Genomic DNA, 22,562 nt, shown 5'->3' on the forward strand with positions numbered 1-22,562 from the left:
GTCGGTTCGGTACCCCGTGTACCGCAGTACGGCTCGGCCCCGGGACAGGGCCGGTCGGATCCCCCGCCGCTCTTCGCGGCGCCGGGCGTGTGCGCTCGCAGCCCGGTCCACACCCGCATCCCGCACGCACCCGGTGCGCCCTTCGGCGCAGCCGGGCGTGTCCTCCGTCGTCACCCTCATTCCTGGAGTCCCGCGATGGCCACTCCCCTCTCCGACACCCCTCTGTCCCCGCTGCGCACCGTCGCCGTGGTCGGCCTCGGCACGATGGGCACCGGCATCGCCGAGGTCCTGGCCGCGGCCGGCCGCGATGTCGTCGGCATCGACATCACCGAGGCCCAGGCGGCGCGGTGCGTCGCCGCCCTGGAGGCCTCGACGGCCCGCGCCGTGCGGCGCGGCCGGCTCACCGAGCAGCAGCGCGCGGAACTCCTCGCCCGCGTCACCACCTCCACCGACCTCACGACCGCGGCCGGCGCCGATCTGGTGATCGAGGTGGCCCCGGAGTCGTACGAGATCAAGCAGCAGATCTTCCGTGAACTCGACGGCGTCGTGCGGCCGGAGGCGATCCTGGCGACCGGCACCAACGCCCTGTCCGTCACCCGGCTCGCCGCCGAATCCGCCCGCCCCGAGCGGGTGCTGGGCATGCACTTCTTCAACCCGGCTCCGGCGATGAAGCTGGTGGAGGTCGTCTCCTCGGTGCTCACCGCGCCCGCGGCCGTCACCGCCGTCACCAACCTCGCCCTGGACCTGGGCAAGGAGCCCGTGGCGGTCGGCGACCGGCCCGGATTCGTCGCCGACGGCCTGCTGTTCGGCTACCTCAACCAGGCCGCCGCGATGTACGAGGCCCACTACGCCTCCCGTGAGGACATCGACGCCGCGATGCGGCTGGGCTGCGGTCTGCCCATGGGCCCGCTGGCGCTGCTCGACCTGATCGGCATCGACACCGCCCGCACCGTCCTGGACGCCATGTACGCCGAGTCCCGGGACCGGCTGCACGCCCCCGCTCCCGTCCTCAAGCAGCTCAGCGAGGCGGGCCTGACCGGCCGCAAGGCGGGGCGCGGCTTCTACACGTACGAGGCACCGGGCAGCGGAACGGTCGTGGCCGACGCCCTCACCCCGCGCGAGGACGCCGCGGCGGCCGCGGGCCGTCCGGTGCGTTCGGTGGGCGTGGCGGGCTCGGGAACGATGGCCTCCGGGATCGCCGAGGTGTTCGCGAAGGCGGGCTACGAGGTGGTCCTGGCCGCCCGCAGCGAGGAGAAGGCGCAGAGCGCCAAGGCCCGGATCGGCAAGTCCCTGTCCCGCTCGGTCGACAAGGGCCGGATGACCGCCGAGGCCGCCGCGCAGACCCTGGAGCAGGTCCGTGCGACGGGCACCTACGACGACTTCGCCGACGTGGATCTCGCGGTCGAGGCGGTGGCGGAGGACCTGGAGGTCAAGCGGCAGCTCTTCGCGACGCTGGACAAGGTCTGCAAGCCGGGCGCGGTGCTCGCCACCACCACCTCCTCCCTCCCGGTGGTCGCCTGCGCCCGGGCCACCTCGCGTCCGCAGGACGTGATCGGCATGCACTTCTTCAACCCCGCGCCGGCCATGAAGCTGGTCGAGGTGGTGCGTACGGTGCTGACGGCCGACGACGTCCACGCCACCGTGCGCGAGGTCTGCGGCACGATCCGCAAGCACGCCGTGGACTGCGGCGACCGGGCCGGGTTCATCGTGAACGCGCTGCTGTTCCCGTACCTCAACAACGCGATCAAGATGGTGCAGGAGCACTACGCCTCGCTCGACGACATCGACGCCGCGATGAAGCTGGGCGGCGGCTACCCGATGGGCCCCTTCGAGCTGCTGGACGTCGTCGGGCTCGACGTCTCGCTGGCGATCGAGAAGGTCCTGCACCGCGAGTTCCGCGACCCGGGTCTCGCCCCGGCACCGCTGCTGGAGCACCTGGTGGCCGCGGGCTGCCTCGGCCGCAAGACCGGCCGTGGTTTCCGCGAATATGCCAAGCGCTGAGGCGCGCCCCGGCGACTGGTTCGAGGGTGGCGCGGAGTGGGGCGGACTGCTCGACCCCGACCGGTTCGCGCCGCACGCCCGCAGCGCCCCTCCCCCGCCCGCCGAGGGCGGGGGAGCCCCCTCTCACGCGCATCGAGCTGCGCACATGCAGTACGTTCAGGGCATGTCCCAGCCCGCCAAGTCCGCACGTACGCCAGCCACGACCGAGCCGCCGGAGAGCGCCGCGGGCTCCCGTGCCGCCGCCCAGCGGCTGAAAATGCGCCGGGAGCTGGCGGCCGCCGCGATGGAGCTGTTCGCGACGAAGGGGTACGAGGCCACCACCGTCGACGAGATCGCGGCCGCCGCCGGAGTCGCCCGCCGCACCTTCTTCCGCCACTTCCGCTCCAAGGAAGAGGCGATCTTCCCCGACCACGACGACACCCTGGTGCGTGCCGAGGCGGTGCTCAACGCCGCCCCCGCGCACGAGCATCCGCTGGACACGGTGTGCCGCGGCATCAAAGAGGTCATGAAGATGTACGCGGCCCGGCCGGAGATCTCGGTCGCCCGCTACAAGCTGACGCGCGAGGTGCCCACGCTGCGCGAGGCCGAGATCGCGTCGGTGGCCCGCTACGAACGGCTCTTCACCCGCTATCTGCTCGGCCACTTCGACGAGCACGCGCACGACGACGACGCCAACGACGACCCGCTGCTGGCGGAGGTCGCCGCGTCGGCCGTGGTCACCGCGCACAACCATGTGCTGCGGCGCTGGCTCAGGGCCGGCGGCCAGGGCGAGGTGGAGGCCCAGCTGGACCACGCCTTCGCGATCGTCCGCAAGACCTTCGGCAGCGGCATCATGGCGGGCCGGCGCACCGCGGCCCCGAAGCCGCCGGCCGCCTCGGCGTCGGCGCAGGGCGAGGTCCTGGTGACCGTCGCGCACGTGGACGCCCCGCTGGACGAGGTGATGCGGACCATCGAGCAGGCGCTCAAGGAGCGCTGAGCGGCCCGCCGGCGCGCGCCGGCCGCTGTGATGACGGCCACCCCACCGGGTGGCCGTTTTGCCATGTCAGGGCCCCTTTTCTCACCCGCTCCGGGGCCCGTTCGATCGATCATCGCTCATCTGATGGGTAAAGATTTCACCTGAGCCCAGGTTCTGACACTCAGTGCCTTGCGAGCTGACACGGCGTGCCATACGTTGAAGGAGTCCGGGCGAGTCCCGGCGGGCTCACCGCCCGCACGTCCGGACGCCTGCGTCACAGGCAACCTCCCGCGCACACCAAGCGCTGCCGAAGCACCACCGCCGAACCGACGGCACCCCTCAACCCTCAGCAGCACACCCGACGAAACCCTCAGCGCCCCTCCCTCAGGGCGCTCACCGCCGGAGGCAACACCGTGACCGTGAAGGACATCCTGGCCGCGATCCAGTCGCCCGACTCCACGTCGGAGGACTTCGCCGCCCTGCCGCTTCCCGAGTCGTACCGCGCGATCACCGTGCACAAGGACGAGACCGAGATGTTCGCGGGCCTCGAGACCCGCGACAAGGACCCCCGCAAGTCGATCCACCTGGACGACGTGCCGCTGCCCGAGCTCGGCCCGGGTGAGGCCCTGGTGGCTGTCATGGCCTCCTCGGTCAACTACAACTCGGTGTGGACCTCGATCTTCGAGCCGCTCTCCACGTTCGGCTTCCTGGAGCGCTACGGCCGGGTCAGCAAGCTCACCAAGCGCCACGACCTGCCGTACCACATCATCGGCTCCGACCTCGCCGGCGTCGTGCTGCGCACCGGCCCCGGCGTCAACGCCTGGCGGCCCGGCGACGAGGTCGTCGCCCACTGCCTCTCCGTCGAGCTGGAGTCGTCCGACGGCCACAACGACACGATGCTCGACCCGGAGCAGCGCATCTGGGGCTTCGAGACGAACTTCGGCGGTCTCGCGGAGATCGCGCTGGTGAAGTCCAACCAGCTGATGCCGAAGCCGGACCACCTCAGCTGGGAGGAGGCCGCCGCCCCGGGCCTGGTCAACTCCACCGCGTACCGGCAGCTGGTGTCCCGCAACGGCGCCGGCATGAAGCAGGGCGACAACGTCCTCATCTGGGGCGCGAGCGGCGGACTCGGCTCCTACGCCACCCAGTTCGCGCTGGCCGGCGGCGCCAACCCGATCTGCGTCGTCTCCAGCGAGCAGAAGGCGGACATCTGCCGGTCGATGGGCGCGGAGGCGATCATCGACCGCAGCGCCGAGGGCTACAAGTTCTGGAAGGACGAGCGCACCCAGGACCCGAAGGAGTGGAAGCGCTTCGGCAAGCGCATCCGCGAGTTCACCGGCGGCGAGGACATCGACATCGTCTTCGAGCACCCGGGCCGCGAGACCTTCGGCGCGAGCGTCTACGTCACCCGCAAGGGCGGCACCATCACCACCTGCGCCTCGACCTCGGGCTACATGCACGAGTACGACAACCGCTACCTGTGGATGTCGCTGAAGCGCATCATCGGCTCGCACTTCGCCAACTACCGCGAGGCCTGGGAGGCCAACCGCCTCATCGCCAAGGGCAAGATCCACCCGACGCTCTCCAAGGTGTACGCCCTGGAGGACACCGGCCAGGCCGCCCACGACGTGCACCGCAACGCGCACCAGGGCAAGGTCGGCGTGCTGTGCATGGCGCCGGAGGAGGGCCTGGGCGTGCGCGACCACGAGAAGCGCGCGAAGCACGTCGACGCCATCAACCGCTTCCGGAACGTCTGAGGGCCGGACCATGACAGAGCGTCAGAAGGACCGTCCGTGGTTGATGCGGACCTACGCCGGTCACTCCACCGCCGAGGCGTCCAACGAGCTGTACCGGCGCAACCTCGCCAAGGGCCAGACCGGTCTGTCGGTCGCCTTCGACCTGCCGACGCAGACCGGCTACGACTCCGACCACATCCTCGCCCGCGGCGAGGTCGGCCGGGTCGGCGTGCCGGTCGCGCACCTCGGTGACATGCGCCGGCTGTTCCAGGACATCCCCCTGGAGCAGATGAACACCTCGATGACGATCAACGCCACCGCCATGTGGCTGCTGGCGCTCTATCAGGTCGTCGCCGAGGAGCAGGGCGCGGACATCACCAGGCTCCAGGGGACGACCCAGAACGACATCGTGAAGGAGTACCTGTCCCGGGGAACGCACGTCTTCCCGCCGGGGCCCTCGCTCCGCCTCACGACGGACATGATCGCGTACACGGTCTCCCACATCCCGAAGTGGAACCCGATCAACATCTGCAGCTACCACCTGCAGGAGGCCGGCGCCACACCGGTGCAGGAGATCGCGTACGCGATGTCCACCGCCGTCGCCGTGCTCGACGCCGTGCGGGACAGCGGGCAGGTGCCGCAGGAGCGCATGGGCGACGTGGTCGGCCGGATCTCCTTCTTCGTCAACGCGGGCGTCCGCTTCGTCGAGGAGATGTGCAAGATGCGCGCCTTCGGCCGCATCTGGGACCGCATCACCCGTGAGCGGTACGGCATCGAGAACCCCAAGCACCGCCGCTTCCGCTACGGCGTCCAGGTCAACTCCCTCGGCCTGACGGAGGCGCAGCCGGAGAACAACGTCCAGCGGATCGTCCTCGAGATGCTGGCCGTCACCCTCTCCAAGGACGCCCGCGCGCGTGCCGTGCAGCTGCCGGCCTGGAACGAGGCGCTGGGCCTGCCCCGCCCCTGGGACCAGCAGTGGTCGCTGCGCATCCAGCAGGTCCTCGCCTACGAGAGCGATCTGCTGGAGTACGACGACATCTTCGAGGGCTCGAAGGTGATCGATGCGAAGGTGGAGCAGCTGGTCGCGGACTCGCTCGCGGAGATCGAGCGGATCCAGGAGATGGGCGGCGCGATGGCCGCCGTGGAGTCCGGCTACCTCAAGTCCCAGCTGGTCTCCTCGCACGCGCAGCGCCGGGCCCGGATCGAGTCCGGCGACGAGAAGATCATCGGGGTCAACGCCTTCGAGGGCACCGAGCCCAACCCGCTCACCGCCGACCTGGACACCGCGATCCAGACGGTCGACCCGGCGGTGGAGGCCCGGGTGATCGCCTCGCTGCAGAACTGGCGCGACACCCGCTACCAGCCGCCGTTCAACCATCCGCGCCCCTGCAAGGCGCTGGAGAAGCTGAAGGAGGCCGCGCGCGGCACCGACAACCTCATGGAGGCCACCCTGGAGTGCGCCAGGGCCGGCGTGACGACCGGCGAGTGGGCCGGGGCGCTGCGCGAGGTGTTCGGCGAGTTCCGGGCGCCGACCGGTGTCTCCTCCGCCCCGGTGGCGGTCGCCGCCGAGGAGGGCTCGGCCCTGTCGGCGGTCCGCCGGAAGGTGGATCTGACGGCCGGGGAGCTGGGCGTGGGCAAGCTGCGCTTCCTGGTGGGCAAGCCGGGCCTGGACGGTCACTCCAACGGCGCCGAGCAGATCGCCGTCAGGGCCCGCGACGCCGGGTTCGAGGTGGTCTACCAGGGCATCCGGCTCACCCCGGAGCAGATCGTGGACGCCGCCCTCGCGGAGGACGTGCACGCGGTGGGCCTGTCCATCCTCTCCGGCTCGCACGCCCAGCTCGTGCCGGACGTGCTCGAACGGCTCCGTGTGGCCGGTGCCACAGATATACCGGTGATCGCCGGTGGCATCATCCCGAACGGTGACGCCGAAGAACTGCGGGCCGCGGGAGTGGCCGCGGTCTTCACCCCGAAGGATTTCGACATCACCGGGATCATCGGACGCATCGTCGACGAGATCCGCAACGCGAACAAGCTCGACCCCCTGGAGGTCCCCGCATGACAACCGTCGATCGCCTTCGCCCCCGCCGCTCCTGTCTGGCGGTCCCGGGAAGCAACCCGCGCTTCCTGGAGAAGGCCCAGGGCCTCCCCGCGGACCAGGTCTTCCTGGACTTGGAGGACGCCTGCGCGCCGCTCGCCAAGCCCGAGGCGCGGCACACCATCGTGAAGTTCCTCAACGAGGGCGACTGGACCGGCAAAACCCGCGTCGTGCGCGTCAACGACTGGACGACCGAGTGGACGTACCGGGACGTCGTGACGGTCGTCGAGGGCGCCGGCCAGAACCTCGACTGCATCATGCTGCCGAAGGTCCAGGACGCCCAGCAGATCGTCGCGCTGGACCTGCTCCTCACCCAGATCGAGAAGACGATGGGCTTCGAGGTCGGCAAGATCGGCATCGAGGCGCAGATCGAGAACGCGCAGGGCCTGAACAACGTCAACGAGATCGCGCAGGCCTCCCAGCGCGTCGAGACGATCATCTTCGGCCCGGCCGACTTCATGGCGTCCATCAACATGAAGTCCCTCGTCGTGGGCGAGCAGCCGCCCGGCTACCCGGCGGACGCCTACCACTACATCCTGATGAAGATCCTGATGGCCGCCCGCGCCAACAACCTCCAGGCGATCGACGGCCCCTACCTCCAGATCCGCAACGTGGACGGCTACCGCGCGGTCGCCCAGCGCGCCGCCGCCCTCGGCTTCGACGGCAAGTGGGTGCTGCACCCGGGCCAGGTCGAGGCGTCCAACGAGATCTTCTCCCCCTCGCAGGAGGACTACGACCACGCCGAGCTGATCCTGGACGCGTACGACTACTACACGTCCGAGGCCGGCGGGAAGAAGGGCTCCGCGATGCTCGGCGACGAGATGATCGACGAGGCCAGCCGCAAGATGGCGCTGGTCATCTCGGGCAAGGGACGCGCCGCCGGTATGCGGCGCACGTCGAAGTTCGAGATCCCGGAGGCCTGAGCGCGATGCAGTTCGGACGCACCTACGAGGAGTTCGAGGTCGGGGCGACGTACAAGCACTGGCCGGGAAAGACGGTCACCGAGTACGACGACCACCTGTTCTGTCTCCTCACGATGAACCACCACCCGCTCCACATGGACACCAACTACGCCGAGAAGACGACGGACTTCGGCAAGAACGTGGTGGTCGGGAACTACGTCTACTCCCTGCTGCTCGGCATGTCGGTCCCCGACATCTCCGGCAAGGCGATCGCCAACCTGGAGATCGAGTCGCTGAAGCACGTGGCGCCGACCTTCCACGGGGACACGATCTACGGCCAGACGACCGTCCTCGACAAGTGGCCGTCGAAGTCGAAGAACGACCGCGGGATCGTGTACGTCGAGACCAAGGGCTACAAGCAGGACGGCACGCTGGTGTGCGTGTTCCGCCGCAAGGTGATGGTGCCCACCGAGACGTACATCAAGGAGCGCGGCGGCGAGCAGCCCGGCCGCCCGCCCGTCTCCCACCACCACCCTCAAGGGACGCCCCTGCGGGGCGACACCCTTGGTTCCGAGCTCACGGAGCAGGAGAAGTAGAGATGACCCGTCTCGCCCAGACCGCCGGTCTGACCGACGTCCAGCAGGAGATCCTCTCCACCGTCCGCGACTTCGTGGACAAGGAGATCATCCCGGTCGCCACCGAGCTGGAGCACCGCGACGAGTACCCGCAGCAGATCGTCGACGGCCTCAAGGAGTTGGGTCTGTTCGGCCTGATGATCCCCGAGGAGTACGGGGGTCTGGGCGAGTCGCTCCTCACCTACGCGCTGTGCGTGGAGGAGATCGCCCGGGGCTGGATGTCGGTGTCCGGCATCATCAACACCCACTTCATCGTGGCGTACATGCTCAAGCAGCACGGCACGCAGGAGCAGAAGGACCACTTCCTGCCGCGGATGGCGGCCGGCGACATCCGCGGCGCCTTCTCGATGTCGGAGCCGGGCCTCGGCTCCGATGTGTCGGCCATCACGTCGAAGGCGGTGAAGGACGGCGAGGAGTACGTCCTGAACGGCCAGAAGATGTGGCTGACGAACGGCGGAACGTCGTCGCTCGTGGCCGTTCTGGTGCGCAGTGACGAGGGTCACCCCGAGGGGACGGCGCCGCACAGGTCGATGACCACCTTCCTGGTGGAGAAGGAGCCGGGCTTCGGCGAGGTCCGTCCGGGCCTCACCATCCCGGGCAAGATCGACAAGATGGGCTACAAGGGCGTCGACACGACCGAGCTCATCATGGACGGCCTGCGGATTCCGGCCGACCGGGTGCTCGGCGGGGTCACCGGCCGAGGTTTTTACCAAATGATGGACGGTGTCGAGGTGGGCCGCGTCAATGTGGCGGCCCGTGGCTGCGGCGTCGCGCAGCGTGCCTTCGAGCTCGGCGTCCAGTACGCCCAGCAGCGTCACACTTTCGGCAAGCCGATCGCCCAGCACCAGGCCATCCAGTTCAAGCTGGCCGAGATGGCTACCAAGGTGGAGGCCGCGCATGCCATGATGGTGAACGCGGCTCGCAAAAAGGACTCCGGAGAACGAAACGACCTTGAAGCAGGGATGGCGAAGTACCTCGCCTCCGAATACTGCAAGGAAGTCGTGGAGGACGCCTTCCGGATCCACGGCGGCTACGGCTTCTCCAAGGAGTACGAGATCGAGCGCCTCTACCGCGAGGCACCGATGCTGCTGATCGGTGAGGGCACCGCCGAGATCCAGAAAATGATCATCGGCCGCCGGCTGCTCGAAGAGTATCGATTCCAGGGCTAGATGTCCGGATACGGGGTGTTTTCTTGGAGAAGAGGATCACACCCCGTACGCACCCTTCGGCCGTCGACTTGGCTGCCTGGCTTACCCAGTTGTCGTCCGGAGCCGCTACGATCGCCGGAAAGCCGCCGTCCCCCGCAGTTGCGCGGCATCATCCGCTACGAAGGTCATCCATGCCCCACAGCCAAACCTCTGCACACCGCGACAGCCTCGCCGGCGTACGCCTCGCGCGCGGAGCCTCGCCGTGGCTCCTGCCGACCGTCGCCACCGCAGCCGTCAGTCTGCTCCGCGCCCGCCGCTCGGGTGCCGCCAAGGCCGTCGCCGTCCCCGCCACCGCCCTGGCGGCGGGGATGCTGTGGTTCTTCCGCGACCCCGAGCGCGAGATCGCCCGGGGCAGGGTCATCTCGCCCGCCGACGGTGTGGTGCAGAGCATCATGCCGTGGAAGGACGGACGCACCCGCGTCGCGATCTTCATGAGCCCGCTCAACGTCCACGTGAACCGCGCCCCGCTGGCCGGCACGGTGACGTCGGTCGAGCACATCCCCGGTGGCTTCGTTCCCGCCTTCAACAAGGAGAGCGAGAACAACGAGCGCGTGGTGTGGCACTTCGACACCGAGCTCGGTGACATCGAGATGATCCAGATCGCCGGCGCGGTGGCCCGCCGCATCGTCCCCTACGTGCCGCAGGGCACCAAGGTCGAGCAGGGCGAGCGCATCGGTCTGATCCGCTTCGGCTCGCGCGTCGACATCTACCTGCCCGAGGGCGTGGAGGTGGCCGTCGAAGTGGGTCAGAAGACCGTGGCTGGGGTGACTCGAATTGACCGTGGTTGATCCGGAGACTCAGGCCGGCTGGGTGCCGGAGGCCGACGAGGCGGACGACGAGGAGGAGATGCCCCTCTCGCTCCGCCTGTCGATAGCGGACACCCTCACCCTGGGCAACGCCACCTGTGGCTTCATGGCGGTGTACTTCACCACCACCGGCATTCTCATCCCGCACCTCCAGGGCAGCCAGGAGACCGGCATGGCCCGCCACAGCGCGGCCACCGCCGTCATCCTGATGCTGTGCGCGGCGGTCTTCGACCTGTTCGACGGCCTGGTGGCGCGCAAGCTGCGCTCCTCGCCGATGGGCGCGGAGCTGGACAACCTGTCCGACCTGATCAGCTTCGGCCTGGCGCCGGCGTACTTCGTGCTCGTCTACGGCATGGTCGCGGACGACGCGCACCAGAGAGTGGCCGCGGTCGGGGCGATCGTGGTGCTGCTGGCGGTGGTGCTGAGGCTTGCGCGGTTCTCCTGCGTCACGGTGAAGGACGGCACCTTCCAGGGCATGCCGTCACCGTTCGGCGCGCTGACCGTCGTGTCGATCGTGCTGCTGGAGCTGCCGTTCGTGGCGACACTGCTGGCGATCATCGGTACGGCGTGGCTGATGGTGAGCCGGGTGGAGTACCCGAAGCCGCGGGGCCGCCTCGCGGTGGCGATGCTGTCGTGGATCGTGCTGTCGATGGGGCTGCTGGCGGCGTGGGCGTTCGACGCGCCGAGCGGGCAGTTGCTGCTGCAGACGGGGTGTGCGCTGCAGCTGGTGATGGGTGCGGTGATTCCGCTGTTCGCCACGGCTCGCCGGGTGAACAACTTCCGCGACAATCGCCGCGAGGCGCGGGCGGCGCAGCTGCCGTAACGCGGTGCGTTGTGCTTGGGCCCCGGACCCGGATGGGTTCGGGGCCCGTTCGTTTCGCCCCCGCCGCCCCTTCCCGTTCCCGTTCCCCGGGGGCGCTGCCCCCGGACCCCCGCTCCTCAAACGCCGGAGGGGCTGAGTTCCAGCCTCTCCGGCGTTTGAGGAGCGGGGTCTGGGGCGGAGCCCCGGGTTCGGGACGGGAAGGGGCAGCGGGGGCGGAGGAAAGCCCCGCCTCAGCGCAGAAAGTCCCGCGCGATGCGTTCCGCCGTGCGCTCCAGGATCGGCCCCGCATCGGCGATGCACACAGCGACATCCGGCTCGAGATCAGTCAGCGCGTACGCCCGCCGAATCCCCGCCCGCCCCAACACCTCCGGCGGCAACGCCAACCGCCCGCACACCGCGACGACCTCCTTGTCCGCCGCCCGCGCCGCCGCCGCCACCCCCGCCGGCGCCTTCCCGTGCAGCGTCTGCTCGTCGAGCGACCCCTCCCCCGTGATCACCAGATCCGCCCGCTCCAGCGCCGGCGCGAAGCCCAGCACGTCCAGCATGACCTCGATGCCCGGCCGGAACGCGGCGCCCAGCAGCAGCGCCCCGAACCCGATACCGCCCGCCGCCCCCGCCCCCGGCGACGCCGCGTACGCGGCGGCCCGCGGCCCGACGGCGGACTCCAGCACCTTCGCGAAGTGCGCCAGCGCCGCGTCCAGCCGCGCCACGTCCTCCGGCGACGCGCCCTTCTGCGGCCCGTACACCGCCGGCGCCCCCTTCGGCCCGGTCAGCGGATTGTCGACGTCGCTGGCGAGCACGAACCCGACCGACGCCAGTCGCGGATCCAGCCCGGACAGATCGGCGGACGCCAGCTCGGCCAGCCCCCCGCCCCCCGGCCCCACCGGCGCACCGGCGGCCGTCAGGAACCGCGCACCCAGCGCCGACAGCATGCCCGCACCACCGTCGGTGGTCGCGCTGCCGCCCACGCCGAACACGATGCTGCGGGCCCCCGCGTCCAGCGCGGCCCGCAGCAGTTCCCCGGAGCCGTACGTCGACGCCGTCAGCGGCGCGAACATGCCCTCCGGCAGCCGCTGCAAGCCACTCGCCTCCGCCATCTCCACGACGGCGGTACCGTCACGCAGCGCGTACGCCGCGATCACCAGCTCCCCGACGGGGCCGGTGACCCGTACCTCCCGCCGCTCGAACCCGGCCGCCACCGCCGCGGCCACCGTGCCGTCGCCGCCGTCGGCCACCGGCAGCGCCTCGACCTCCAGGTCCGGTACGACCCGGCGCAGCCCGGCGGTCACCCGCCCGGCGACCTCCACGGCCGTCAGCGATCCCTTGAACTTGTCCGCGGCGACGAGCACCCGCCGTGCCGACCGCGTCGTACGAGTGCCGTTGCCTGCAGCGTCCGTCACGTGCTTTCCCCTCGCTCTCCGGGCCCCGCGCGCGTGTCGAGGCCAGTCGCGCCGCTGTGACCCTAAACCGGCGGGCGCCGCCGCCGCCACGCCCTGCCCAGCCCGTGGAACGGCACGGACCGGCCCGGAAACGGGTACACCGGTCCCATGACCGCGACGACCGCTGTGGGCACGGAACCAGGACTCGCCGACCGCGTCCTCGGAGGCTGGCTGGGCCGGATCGCGGGCAACATGCTCGGCAAACCGGTGGAGCAGGGCGAGGTGTGGACACGGGAACGCATCGACCGCTACCTCCGGCTCGCCGACGCCCTCCCCCTCACCGACTACCTGCCCGAGCCGCCGACCGCGAGCGAGGCCCGCGACCTGCGCCCGGAGTGGCGGGACTGCGTCCGCGGCCGCGTCCACGGCAGCAGCCGCGACGACGACATCGACTACGCGATCCTCGGCCTGGACCTGCTGGAGACCCACGGCTTCGCCTTCAGCACCGAGCAGGTCGGCGACCTGTGGCTGCTGCGGCTGCCGTACCTGCAGACCTTCACGGCGGAACGGGCGGCGTACCGGAACCTCGCGAACGGTCTGAGGCCCCCGCTGACGGCCACGTACGACAACCCGTACCAGGAGTGGATCGGCGCCCTCATCCGCGCCGACATCCACGGCTGGACCTCGCCGGGCGACCCGCGCCGCGCCGCCTCGCTCGCCCGCAGGGACGCGGTGCTGTCCCACACCGGCAACGGCGTGTACGGCGCGATGTGGGCGGCGGCGCTGATCTCGGCCGCGTTCACGGCGCCCACCGTGCGGCACGCGGTGGACGAGGCGCTGACGGTGATCCCGGCGAGCAGCCGCCTCGCCCGCACGGTGCGCCGCGTGACCTCCCTGCACGGGACCGGGCTGGCCTGGGAGGACACGCTCACCACGCTCGAGGGGGAGACGGCGGGCCTCGGCTGGATCCACACGGTCCCGAACGCGGCCGTGCTCACCGCGGGCCTGCTGTACGGCGACGGCGACTTCACCCGCACCGTCGCCCTCACGGTGCGCGGCGGCCTGGACACCGACTCCAACGGAGCGACGGCGGGCTCGGTGACCGGCGTCCTGTGCGGCGCCGCGGCCGTCCCGGCCCAGTGGAAGGATCCGCTCCGGGACACGGTGCGCAGCGCGGTCTTCGGGTTCGACGGCGTGGGGATCGGCGAACTGGCGGAACGGACGCTGCGGCTCGCGCGGGCGGCGGACTGAGCCCGTCCCGCCCCCTTGCCGGGCTCCGGCAGATTGTCGTGCCCACTGCTGCCGGTCGGTGCGCTTCCCCTGCGCACCGGGGCGGCCCGACACTACGGGTGACGTCACCGGCCCGGCCGGGGGTGGGGAGTCGCGCGCCGCCCAGCGCGACCCGGCAGGGGGAGGCAACCGTATGCGCCGCTTGGGACTGTACGAGCTGCGTGGTTTCAGCAAGGCTCACTTCCGCGCCGCGTGGCTGCCGGTCGCCGTCGTCGCGTTCGTCCGGGCCCTGGTGACGGCCTCGGCGAGAGCGTCCGGCACTCCAGGGTGAGCCCGCCGCGGCCGACGCGCCCCGGCGTGTGCGCCTCCGGTGTCGATCATGGGACGGCGTGTGCTGCCGTGCGCCCCGCCGCCCGGGCGCCTTCACCGCGGCCGGGTCCGGCGGCGCCGTTACCCTTCCCGCATGACCATCACCCAGCCCGTCCAGGACTTCGCCGCCTACATCGCCTCCCTCCCCCGTGTCCTCGCCGGCGCGGGCGCCCTCTTCCGGGACGGGGAGGGACGGGTGCTGCTCGTCGAGCCGAACTACCGGGAGGGGTGGGCGCTGCCCGGCGGGACGATCGAGTCGGACGAGGGGGAGAGTCCGCGTGAGGGGGCGCGGCGCGAGACGGCCGAGGAGATCGGGCTGGACCGGGAGCTGGGACGGTTGCTGGCGGTCGACTGGGCGCGAGGGTCGGGCCGGCCGCCGCTGGTGGCGTATCTGTACGACGGTGGTGTGCTCGGCGAGGACGAGCTGGGCTCGATCCGGTTGCAGGAGTCGGAGCTGCTGTCGTGGCGGCTCGTGCCGCGCGAGGACGTGACGGAGTACCTGCACGGCTCCCTGGGCCGCCGGGTGCTGGCGGCGCTGGACGTGCTCGCCGACGGCTCGGGCACCGCGGAGCTGGAGGACGGGTACCGGGTGCGCTGAGCCCGCGCCCAGCGCCTTGTCCGCTCGCCGGACCGGCGCCCCGCGGCCTACCCTCGGCCGCATGAGCAAGCCCCTCGTCGCCCTCCTCACCGGTGCCGGTGTCAGCACGGACTCCGGTATCCCGGACTACCGCGGCCCGAACGGACTGTGGCGCCGCGATCCCGAGGCCGAGAAGCTGGTGACGTACGCGTACTACATGGGCGACCCGGAGATCCGCCGCCGCTCCTGGCTGATGCGGCGGGAGAACTTCGCGCTCGCCGTCGAGCCGAACGGCGCGCACCGCGCCGTGGTCGAACTGGAGCGCTCGGGCGTACCGGTGCGGGTGCTCACGCAGAACGTGGACGGGCTGCACCAGCTGGCCGGCATGCCGGACCGCAAGGTGCTCGAACTCCACGGCACCGTGCGGAGCGTGGTGTGCACCGAGTGCCGTGCGCGGGGTTCGATGGAGGACGCCCTGGCCCGGGTCGAGGCCGGTGAGGAGGATCCGCCGTGCCTGGAGTGCGGCGGCGTCCTCAAGCCGGCGACGGTGATGTTCGGTGAGCACCTCGATCCCGTGGTGCTGGGCGAGGCGGCGGCGATCAGCAAGGCGTGCACCGTGTTCATCGCGGTGGGCACCGGTCTCCGGGTCCACCCCGCAGCCGGGCTGGCGGAGGTGGCCGCCGGCCACGGTGCCCGGCTGATCATCGTCAACGCGGAGCCGACCCCGTACGACGATCTCGCCGACGAGGTGATCCGCGAGCCGATCGGCGCCTCCCTGCCCGGACTGCTGCGCCGGATCGCCGCCTAGAACAACGCCGTTCCGCGTTCGAAGTCCAGCAGGCGGCGCTTGCGGTCCAGGCCGCCGCCGTAGCCGGTGAGGCCGCCGCTCGCGCCGATGACGCGGTGGCAGGGCACGATGATGCCGATCGGATTGCGGCCGTTGGCGAGGCCGACCGCTCGGGAGGCCTTCGGGTTGCCGAGAACGTCCGCGAGTTGGCCGTAGGTGCGGGTCTCGCCGTAGGGGATGCGCGCCAGCTGCTCCCAGACGCGGCGCTGGAACGCGGTGCCGTGCAGGCGCAGTTCGAGGGTGAACTCCTTCAACTCGCCGGCGAAGTACGCCGTGAGCTGTTCCTCCGCCGCGGCGAAGGGGGTGTCGTCGGGGGTGCCGAAGGTGTCCTCGGACGGGCGGTGGCGCTGGTCGGTCATGTAGAGGCCGCACAGGACGCCGTCGTCGGCGACGAGCGTCAGCGGGCCGTAGGGGCTGTCGATCACGGTGTGCTGCTTCATCGGTGTCACGTTCCTGGTCGCTCAGACGGGGAGGACGTTGATCGGGTGGCTGTCCGTCGCCCACAGGTACTGCACCGCGTACGCGCGCCAGGGCCGCCAGGCCGCCGCGCGGGCGGTGAGGGCCGCCGGGGTGGAGGGCAGGCCCAGCTCCCGGGCGGCGCGGCGGACGCCGAGGTCGGTGGGGAGGAAGGCGTCGGGGTCGCCGAGGGCGCGCATCGCGATGACGTCGGCCGTCCAGGGTCCGAAGCCGGGCAGGGCGAGGAGCAGGGCCCGGGTCCCGGGCCAGTCGCTCTCCACGCCCAGGTGGAGTTCGCCGCCGGCCAGTCGGCGGACCAGGGTGGTGAGGGTGGTGCGGCGGGTGCGCGGCAGGGCGAGGGACTCGGGGTCGAGCGCGGCCAGTTCCCCGGGGGAGGGGAAAAGGTGGGTGAGGCCGCCCTCGGGGTCGTCGACCGGTGTGCCGTGCGCGGCGACCAGGCGGGCCGCGTGGGTGCGGGCGGCGGCCGTGGAGACCTGCTGGCCGAGGACGGCCCGGACGGCGAACTCCGCCTCGTCGACGGTACGCGGCACCCGGCGGCCGGGCGCCTTGTCGACGAGGGGTGCGAGGACCGGGTCCGTGCGGAGCTGGTCGTCGACGGCGACCGGGTCGGCGTCCAGGTCGAGCAGACGGCGGCAGCGGCTGATGGCGACGGTGAGGTCGCGGGGGTCGGCGAGGGTGAGACGGCAGGCGATGTGGTCGGGGTGCGGGGTGAGGGAGGCGATGCCGTGCCCGTACGGCAGCCGGAGGGTGCGCCGGTAGGCGCCGTCCCGCCACTCCTCCACTCCGGGTACGGCGGTCGCGGCGAGGTGGCCGAAGAGGTTGTCGGGGTTGAGCGGGGCGCGGAACGGCAGGCGGAGCGACAGCGTGCCGGGGGTGCCGTGGGGGGTGTTCCTCGGTGCGCGGGCGCGCAGGTCGCTCGGGGAGAGCGCGAAGACCTCGCGCACCGTGTCGTTGAAGGTGCGGATGGAGGAAAAGCCGGCCGCGAAGGCGATCTGCGCCATGGGGAGCGCCGTCGTCTCCACGAGCAGCCGGGCGGTCTGTGCGCGCTGGGCGCGGGCGAGCGCGAGGGGGCCCGCGCCCAGCTCGGCGAGGAGCTGGCGTTCGACCTGCCGGGTGCTGTAGCCGAGCCGGGCGGCGAGCCCGGGGACGCCCTCGCGGTCCACGACGCCGTCGGCGATCAGCCGCATGGCGCGGGCCACGAGGTCGGCGCGGTGGTTCCACTGCGGTGAGCCGGGGCTGGTGTCGGGGCGGCAGCGTTTGCACGCCCGGAACCCGGCCTGCTGGCAGGCCGCGGCGCTCGGGTGGAAGACCATGTTCTCCGGCTTGGGCGGTACCACGGGGCAGCTCGGCCGGCAGTAGATCCCGGTGGTCAGGACGGCGGTGAAGAACCAGCCGTCGAAGCGTGCGTCCTTCGACCGTACGGCGCGCACGCAGCGCTCGGTGTCGGTGTGCATCCTCGGGTGCATGTCTCCAGGATCGGGCACGGGAGGCGCCCGGTCCGGCGGGAATCCGACATGGATGTGCCGGGGCCTGGGCCGGTCCGGTTCACCCCAGCAGTTCCCGCATGGTCTCGGCGGCGCGTACGGCGGCGTCCGCGCAGCAGTTGTTGAACAGGACGTGCAGTTCGTCGGTCCGTCGCGCCGCGCGCCGCAGGCGTGGGACCCAGGCGGCGAGCTCGGTCACGTCGTAGTCGTGGCGGAAGCGGTCCTCCTTGCCGCCCCTCCCCCAGGCCGGGCTGCGTCCGTGGAACCGTACGACGGCGAGGGCGGGGCGGCTGACGGGCGCGAGGGGCGGCAGGGAGCCGGTGAGTCCCTGCGCCATGTCCACGCCGACGGCGGTGGCGCCGAGCCCGGACAGCAGCGCGCGGGTGTCGTCGGCCCGGTCCGCCGCCCACCACGCCGGGTGGCGGAACTCGACGGCGAGCGGCCAGCCGGCCGTGCGCCGCGCGCAGTCCTCCAGTGTCCGCTCGGCCCTGGCCCCGGGGGCGAGCCAGGGCGGGAACTGGAACAGTACGGTGCCCAGCCGTCCGGCAGCGCGCAGCGGCCCGACCGCGTCCGCGAACCGCTGCCACACCTCGTCCAGCAGCGCGCCGTCCACCGCCCGGGTCCGCAGGTCCGCGGGCAGCGCCTCGGGGCGGGTGGGGTGGCCGGTCAGCAGGGAGAACGCCTTGATGTCGAAGCGGAAGCCCTCCGGGGTGCGCTCGATCCACAGCTCGCTGTTGCGGCGGCGCGGCAACGCGTAGTAGGCGGAGTCCACTTCGACGACCGGCAGTCTGGAGGCGTAGTGCCGCAGCCGCCCCTCGGCGTCCCGCCGTCCGCGCGGATACCAGCCGCTCGTGACGAGTTGACGGTCCGTCCATGAGCAGGCCCCGACCAGAATGTCACCCATGGGAGTCCGGTTACCCGGGCTCCCGTGGATGTGTCCCCCCTATGCGGTCGCCGTGGGCCTCCGCGAGGCCGCCGTCGCCTCCCGCACGTCGGTCAGCGGGCGCAGCCGGTAGGTGTACGCGTAGTCGCGGTCGGCGAAGAGCTTGAACTCGTCGTGGGTGTGGGCGCCCCAGCTGTTGTCGCCGCCCACGCCCATCTGCCGGTGGTTGACCCGCAGGACGACGGCGTCCCGCGGGGTCAGCTGGTAGTCGTGCCGTGCGCCGGCCGACAGGTCCTCGGGGGTGAAGTGGGAGGCGTTGATCTCCAGGAGGGGTTCGCCCGTCACCAGCAGGCCGCGCCCGGCGCCGTCGGTGAGGGCGGCCCAGCGGACGTCGGTCTTGTTGCCGTTCTCCTGCGGGCGGATGTACGGGGTCCACTGGCCGGCCACGGTGGAGGAGTAACGGCCCACGTCCGTACCGGTGTTGCGGTCCCAGTGGTTCTCCTCGGGGCCGCGGCCGTAGTAGTGCAGGCGGTCCAGACGGCGCGGCAGGAACAGCAGCGTGCCGACCTCGGGAAGGTAGGGCAGGTCGGCGGCGCCCGGACGGAGGGTGTTGTCGACCTTGATCTCGCCGTTGCCGAACACCGTGTACACGGTGGTGCAGGCGGACTTCACCGTGGTGGGCAGCGTGCCGGCGACCGTGATCTCGACGGCCCGGTCGCCGAGCGCCCGCACGGTCACGTCCGTGACCTCGCGGCGGGCGCCGGCGTCGCGCCAGGTCCGGTTGCGGAGGTGCTGACCGTTGCCGTGGTCGTTGTCGGTGGGCGCCCGCCAGAAGTTGGGCACGGGTCCCGAGGTGATCAGGCGGGTGCCGTGCGCCTCGTAGGAGGTGAGGGTGCCGCTGCCCTTGTCGACGGTGACCGAGAAGCCCTTGCCGGTGATCCGGATGTCCTTCTCCCGGTCCTCGTGCCGCAGGGCCGGGACGGTGCGCAGGGGGACGGGTGTCACGGCCGGGCTTCCCGCGTCGAGCGGGAGCTGCTGCCGGGCCACCTCGAAGCCGGCCTTCGCCCACTTCACGGACTCCCGGGTGGTGAAGGAGAGCTGGAGGAAGTACTCCGTTCCCGGATCGGGGTCGGCGGGCAGGCGTACGGGCAGGGTGATGTTCCCGGCGGACCGCGGCGGCACGTCGAGCTGGTCCCGGGTCAGCCGTCCGCGCCGGATCACGCGGCCGTCCGCGACGAGTTCCCAACGGCCGTCGAAGTCACGGAGGTTGGTGAACAGGTACTCGTTGGTGAGGGTGATGCCACCGGGGCCGTCCCCGGCGGCGGCGTGGATCGCCTGGTAGACGCGCTTGACCTCGGCCGCCTTGCCGGTGTGCGCGCGGTCGGCGGTGACGATGCCGTCCGCGACGAAGGCGCCGTCATTGGGGTTGTCGCCCCAGTCGCCGCCGTAGGCGAGGAACTCCCGGGCGTCGGGCCGCCGTTGCTCCGTCCGGACGGTGGCGGCGTCGAACCAGAACCGCACGCCGTCGTCACCGGGACCGCGGGCGTCGGAGGCCAGTTCGGCGGCGGTGAGGGCACGGGCGTAGACGCGGGCGCGGCGGACGGTGCCGCTGAACTCGCGGGTCTGGTTGTCGGCGTCGGAGGCGAGCGCGAGGGGCGCGGTGTTGCTGCTGGGCCGCCGGTCGGTGGTGCGGGTGGCCCGCACCGCTCCGTCGGCGTACAGGGTCAGGGTGCCGGCGTCGGCGTCGAAGACGCCCGCGATGTGGTGCTCCCGGCCGGTCCAGTCGTCCGGCAGTGTCCAGTCGGCGGTGATCCACCGGCCGTCGGAGTGGATGAAGAACTCCAGCCTGCGGTCGTTCTGTTTCAGCGCGTACTGGGTGTCGCCCTTGGTGATGACGGGCTGGTGGTAGCCCAGCACGTCCGGGGTGATCCAGGCCTCCAGGGTCAGGGAGCCGGTGAGGTCGAGGCGGTCGTCGCGTTCGAAGACGGTGATGCCGGACAGTCCCCTGTCGCGGTCGAGGCGGCCGCGGGTGGCGAGGATCTCGCCGCGCAGGCCGGCCGGTCCGGAATCGGTGAGCAGGGTGCGGACGGGCACGGGCGTGAAGAGGGACTGGTCGGCGAAGTCCCAGATCCAGCCGCCCTGGAGGACGTCGTGACGGCGCACCACATCCCAGTACTTCTTGAAGTTGCCGCAGGAGTTCCCCATCGCGTGGGCGTACTCGATCATGACGTACGGGCGGGTGTCGGAGGTGTCCCGGGCGCGTTCCTCCACGCGTGCGGGGCTCTCGTACATGCGCGAGCGGATGTCGCTGATGCCGGGACGGTCGTCGCCCTCGTACTGGATGACGCGGGTGGGGTCGTAGGAGCGGATCCAGTCGTGCATGGCGGTGAAGGTGGAGCCGCCGCCGGCCTCGTTGCCGAGCGACCAGATGACCACCGAGGGGTGGTTCTTGTCGCGGTGCACCATGTTCCGGGCGCGGGCGACGCAGGCCGCCGTCCACTCCGGGTGGCTGCCGGGGTAGTCGGAACGGATGCCGTGGGTCTCGAGGTTGGTCTCGTCGACGAGGTAGAGGCCGTACTCGTCGGCGAGTTCGTACCACAGCGGGTTGTTGGGGTAGTGCGAGGTGCGGACGGAGTTGATGTTCAGCCGCTTGATGAGGGTGATGTCCTCGACCAGGTCCTCGCGGGTGAGGGCGGTGCCGCGGGCCGGGTGCATCTCGTGGCGGTTGGTGCCGCGGAAGGAGACGGGGCGCCCGTTGATGCGCATCAGCCCGTCCTTGACGGCGAACTCGCGGAAGCCGACGCGGTGGGACAAGGTCTCGACTACCGTGCCGGCCGGGTCGCGGAGCCTGAGGACGGCCGTGTAGAGGTACGGCTGCTCGGCCGACCACAGCCGGGGCCGGGCCACGGCCTTCGAGGCCCGTACGGTGACGTCCTCGCCGGCGGGGGCGGTGGAGAGGTCGGCGCTCTGCTCCAGCGGCCGGGGCCAGACGGCGTGGCCGCGCGCGTCGTACAGCTGGGTCTCGACGGTGTACCGGCCGCTCGCGCCGTCGCCGTACGCCCGCACGCTCGCGGTGACCGCCAGTTCGCCGCCGGTGTACGTGTCGTCCAGCGGGGTGTCCAGCTTGAAGTCGCGCAGGCGCACGGCCGGGGTGGAGTAGAGGTGGACCGAGCGGAAGATGCCGCTCAGCCGGATCATGTCCTGGTCCTCCAGCCAGTCGCCGTCGGCGTAGCGGTACACCTCCACGGCGATCTGGTTGGTGCCGGGCTTCAGCCGGTCGGTGATGTCGTACTCGGACGGCGTCCAGGAGTCCTCGTCGTAGCCGACGAGTTCGCCGTTGATCCACACGTAGTGGGCGGACTTGACGCCCTCGAAGTGGAGGAAGGTGCGGCGGCCCGACCAGTCGCGCGGGACGGTGAAGGTGCGCCGGTACTGGCCGACCGGGTGGTACCGGGTCGGGGCGGCGGGCGGCCGCGGGTCCTCGCCGCGGCCGTTGGGGCCCCAGTACGGGTAGGTGATGTTCAGGTAGATCGGGAAGTCGTGGCCGTGCAGCTGCCACACGGACGGGACCGGGATGGTGTCCCAGTCGCTGTCGTCGGTGTCGGTGCGGTGGAAGTCGGGGTCCCGGTCGTCGGGGCGGTCGGCGTAGGCGAACTTCCAGGTGCCGTCCAGGCTCAGCCGGTAGGGCGAGCGGGTGCGGTCGCCCGCGAGGGCCTGCCGCACGTCCGCGTACGGCGTGAGCGTGGTGTGCGGGGGCTGGGTGCCGACGGAGAAGACGCCGAAGTCGTTCCACTCCGGGGGCGTGCCGGCCGGGCCGCGCCGGGCGGTCGCGTGCGCGGTGCCGGGCGGGGCGGACAGGGCGAGGGCGCCGAGAACGGCGGCGCCGGACTCCAGGAGACGGCGGCGGCTGACGACCGGCCGGCCGGTCCGGGCGGCGGGAGATTCGTGGGGCATTGACCGTGGCCTTCCTCGGTTCGACAGGGCGCTGCACGGACTGAGGGCGCGTCGGGTCCCCCTCACCGCATCACCGCGAAAGGCAGGTTGCGCCGGGGAAGAACCACAACGGCTGGTGACGGAGCGACTACTGAGCCAGCCACACCCTAGGACTCGAACACAACCGAAGCAATGACCCCGTCGGACTCTGTGCGGTCCTGG

The 22,562-nt window shown here is 71.5% G+C and carries 18 protein-coding genes; 13 read left to right on the forward strand and 5 right to left on the reverse strand.

Going from position 1 to position 22,562, the window contains the following annotated elements; all coding sequences use genetic code 11:
* Positions 1 to 195: 195 nt before the first annotated feature.
* From ACZ434_RS08910 to pssA, 9 genes are all read left to right on the forward strand, one after another.
* Entirely contained in the window at positions 196 to 2,001 is a 1,806-nt protein-coding gene (locus tag ACZ434_RS08910; protein WP_468453357.1) for a 3-hydroxyacyl-CoA dehydrogenase family protein, read from the forward strand.
* A 163-nt stretch (positions 2,002 to 2,164) separates the two neighbouring features.
* The gene (locus ACZ434_RS08915; protein ID WP_468453359.1) at positions 2,165 to 2,977 is read left to right on the forward strand and encodes a TetR family transcriptional regulator; all 813 of its coding nucleotides are present in this window, start codon (positions 2,165 to 2,167) and stop codon (positions 2,975 to 2,977) included.
* A 392-nt stretch (positions 2,978 to 3,369) separates the two neighbouring features.
* Entirely contained in the window at positions 3,370 to 4,713 is a 1,344-nt protein-coding gene (gene ccrA, locus ACZ434_RS08920) for a crotonyl-CoA carboxylase/reductase (RefSeq protein ID WP_468453361.1), read from the forward strand.
* A 10-nt stretch (positions 4,714 to 4,723) separates the two neighbouring features.
* Positions 4,724 to 6,751, forward strand: a complete 2,028-nt coding sequence (locus tag ACZ434_RS08925; protein WP_468453363.1) for a protein meaA — start codon at positions 4,724 to 4,726, stop codon at positions 6,749 to 6,751.
* Positions 6,748 to 7,710, forward strand: coding sequence for an HpcH/HpaI aldolase/citrate lyase family protein (locus tag ACZ434_RS08930; protein WP_468453365.1), 963 nt, complete (start codon positions 6,748 to 6,750; stop codon positions 7,708 to 7,710). The genes ACZ434_RS08925 and ACZ434_RS08930 overlap by 4 nt, the downstream gene beginning before the upstream one ends.
* A gap of 5 nt (positions 7,711 to 7,715) precedes the next feature.
* Positions 7,716 to 8,285: a MaoC family dehydratase gene (locus tag ACZ434_RS08935; protein ID WP_468453367.1), complete on the forward strand. Its 570-nt coding sequence runs from the start codon at positions 7,716 to 7,718 to the stop codon at positions 8,283 to 8,285.
* A 2-nt stretch (positions 8,286 to 8,287) separates the two neighbouring features.
* Positions 8,288 to 9,493, forward strand: coding sequence for an acyl-CoA dehydrogenase family protein (locus ACZ434_RS08940; protein WP_468453369.1), 1,206 nt, complete (start codon positions 8,288 to 8,290; stop codon positions 9,491 to 9,493).
* A gap of 170 nt (positions 9,494 to 9,663) precedes the next feature.
* Positions 9,664 to 10,320, forward strand: a complete 657-nt coding sequence (locus tag ACZ434_RS08945; RefSeq protein ID WP_468453371.1) for a phosphatidylserine decarboxylase — start codon at positions 9,664 to 9,666, stop codon at positions 10,318 to 10,320.
* A gap of 22 nt (positions 10,321 to 10,342) precedes the next feature.
* The gene (gene pssA, locus ACZ434_RS08950) at positions 10,343 to 11,161 is read left to right on the forward strand and encodes a CDP-diacylglycerol--serine O-phosphatidyltransferase (RefSeq protein ID WP_030211852.1); all 819 of its coding nucleotides are present in this window, start codon (positions 10,343 to 10,345) and stop codon (positions 11,159 to 11,161) included.
* 230 nt (positions 11,162 to 11,391) lie between these two features.
* Here pssA and ACZ434_RS08955 read toward each other — a convergent pair whose 3' ends face one another.
* Positions 11,392 to 12,561: a glycerate kinase gene (locus tag ACZ434_RS08955; RefSeq protein ID WP_468453373.1), complete on the reverse strand. Its 1,170-nt coding sequence runs from the start codon at positions 12,559 to 12,561 to the stop codon at positions 11,392 to 11,394.
* A gap of 147 nt (positions 12,562 to 12,708) precedes the next feature.
* Between ACZ434_RS08955 and ACZ434_RS08960 the strand changes: the two genes are divergently transcribed.
* The 4 genes from ACZ434_RS08960 (at position 12,709) to ACZ434_RS08975 (ending at position 15,524) form a co-directional block, all read left to right on the forward strand.
* Entirely contained in the window at positions 12,709 to 13,791 is a 1,083-nt protein-coding gene (locus ACZ434_RS08960) for an ADP-ribosylglycohydrolase family protein (RefSeq protein WP_468453375.1), read from the forward strand.
* A gap of 172 nt (positions 13,792 to 13,963) precedes the next feature.
* Positions 13,964 to 14,101, forward strand: coding sequence for a hypothetical protein (locus ACZ434_RS08965; RefSeq protein WP_468453377.1), 138 nt, complete (start codon positions 13,964 to 13,966; stop codon positions 14,099 to 14,101).
* A 132-nt stretch (positions 14,102 to 14,233) separates the two neighbouring features.
* The gene (locus tag ACZ434_RS08970; protein WP_468453379.1) at positions 14,234 to 14,737 is read left to right on the forward strand and encodes an NUDIX domain-containing protein; all 504 of its coding nucleotides are present in this window, start codon (positions 14,234 to 14,236) and stop codon (positions 14,735 to 14,737) included.
* A 61-nt stretch (positions 14,738 to 14,798) separates the two neighbouring features.
* Positions 14,799 to 15,524 (forward strand): SIR2 family NAD-dependent protein deacylase, encoded by a 726-nt coding sequence (locus tag ACZ434_RS08975; protein WP_468453381.1) that lies wholly within the window; start codon positions 14,799 to 14,801, stop codon positions 15,522 to 15,524.
* On the opposite strand, the gene ACZ434_RS08980 is transcribed toward ACZ434_RS08975, so the two are convergent.
* From ACZ434_RS08980 to ACZ434_RS08995, 4 genes are all read right to left on the reverse strand, one after another.
* Positions 15,521 to 16,003 carry a methylated-DNA--[protein]-cysteine S-methyltransferase gene (locus ACZ434_RS08980; RefSeq protein ID WP_468453383.1) on the reverse strand — a complete coding sequence of 161 codons (483 nt, stop codon included), beginning with the start codon at positions 16,001 to 16,003 and terminating at the stop codon, positions 15,521 to 15,523. The genes ACZ434_RS08975 and ACZ434_RS08980 overlap by 4 nt on opposite strands.
* Before the next feature lie 21 nt (positions 16,004 to 16,024).
* A complete protein-coding gene (locus tag ACZ434_RS08985; protein WP_468453701.1) occupies positions 16,025 to 17,494 on the reverse strand; it encodes an AlkA N-terminal domain-containing protein in 1,470 nt (489 codons plus the stop codon).
* A 91-nt stretch (positions 17,495 to 17,585) separates the two neighbouring features.
* Positions 17,586 to 18,428, reverse strand: coding sequence for a DUF72 domain-containing protein (locus ACZ434_RS08990; RefSeq protein WP_468453385.1), 843 nt, complete (start codon positions 18,426 to 18,428; stop codon positions 17,586 to 17,588).
* A gap of 39 nt (positions 18,429 to 18,467) precedes the next feature.
* Positions 18,468 to 22,361, reverse strand: a complete 3,894-nt coding sequence (locus ACZ434_RS08995; protein WP_468453387.1) for a glycoside hydrolase family 2 TIM barrel-domain containing protein — start codon at positions 22,359 to 22,361, stop codon at positions 18,468 to 18,470.
* Positions 22,362 to 22,562 lie beyond the last annotated feature (201 nt).

This window comes from Streptomyces sp. NPDC030893, from assembly GCF_055571535.1.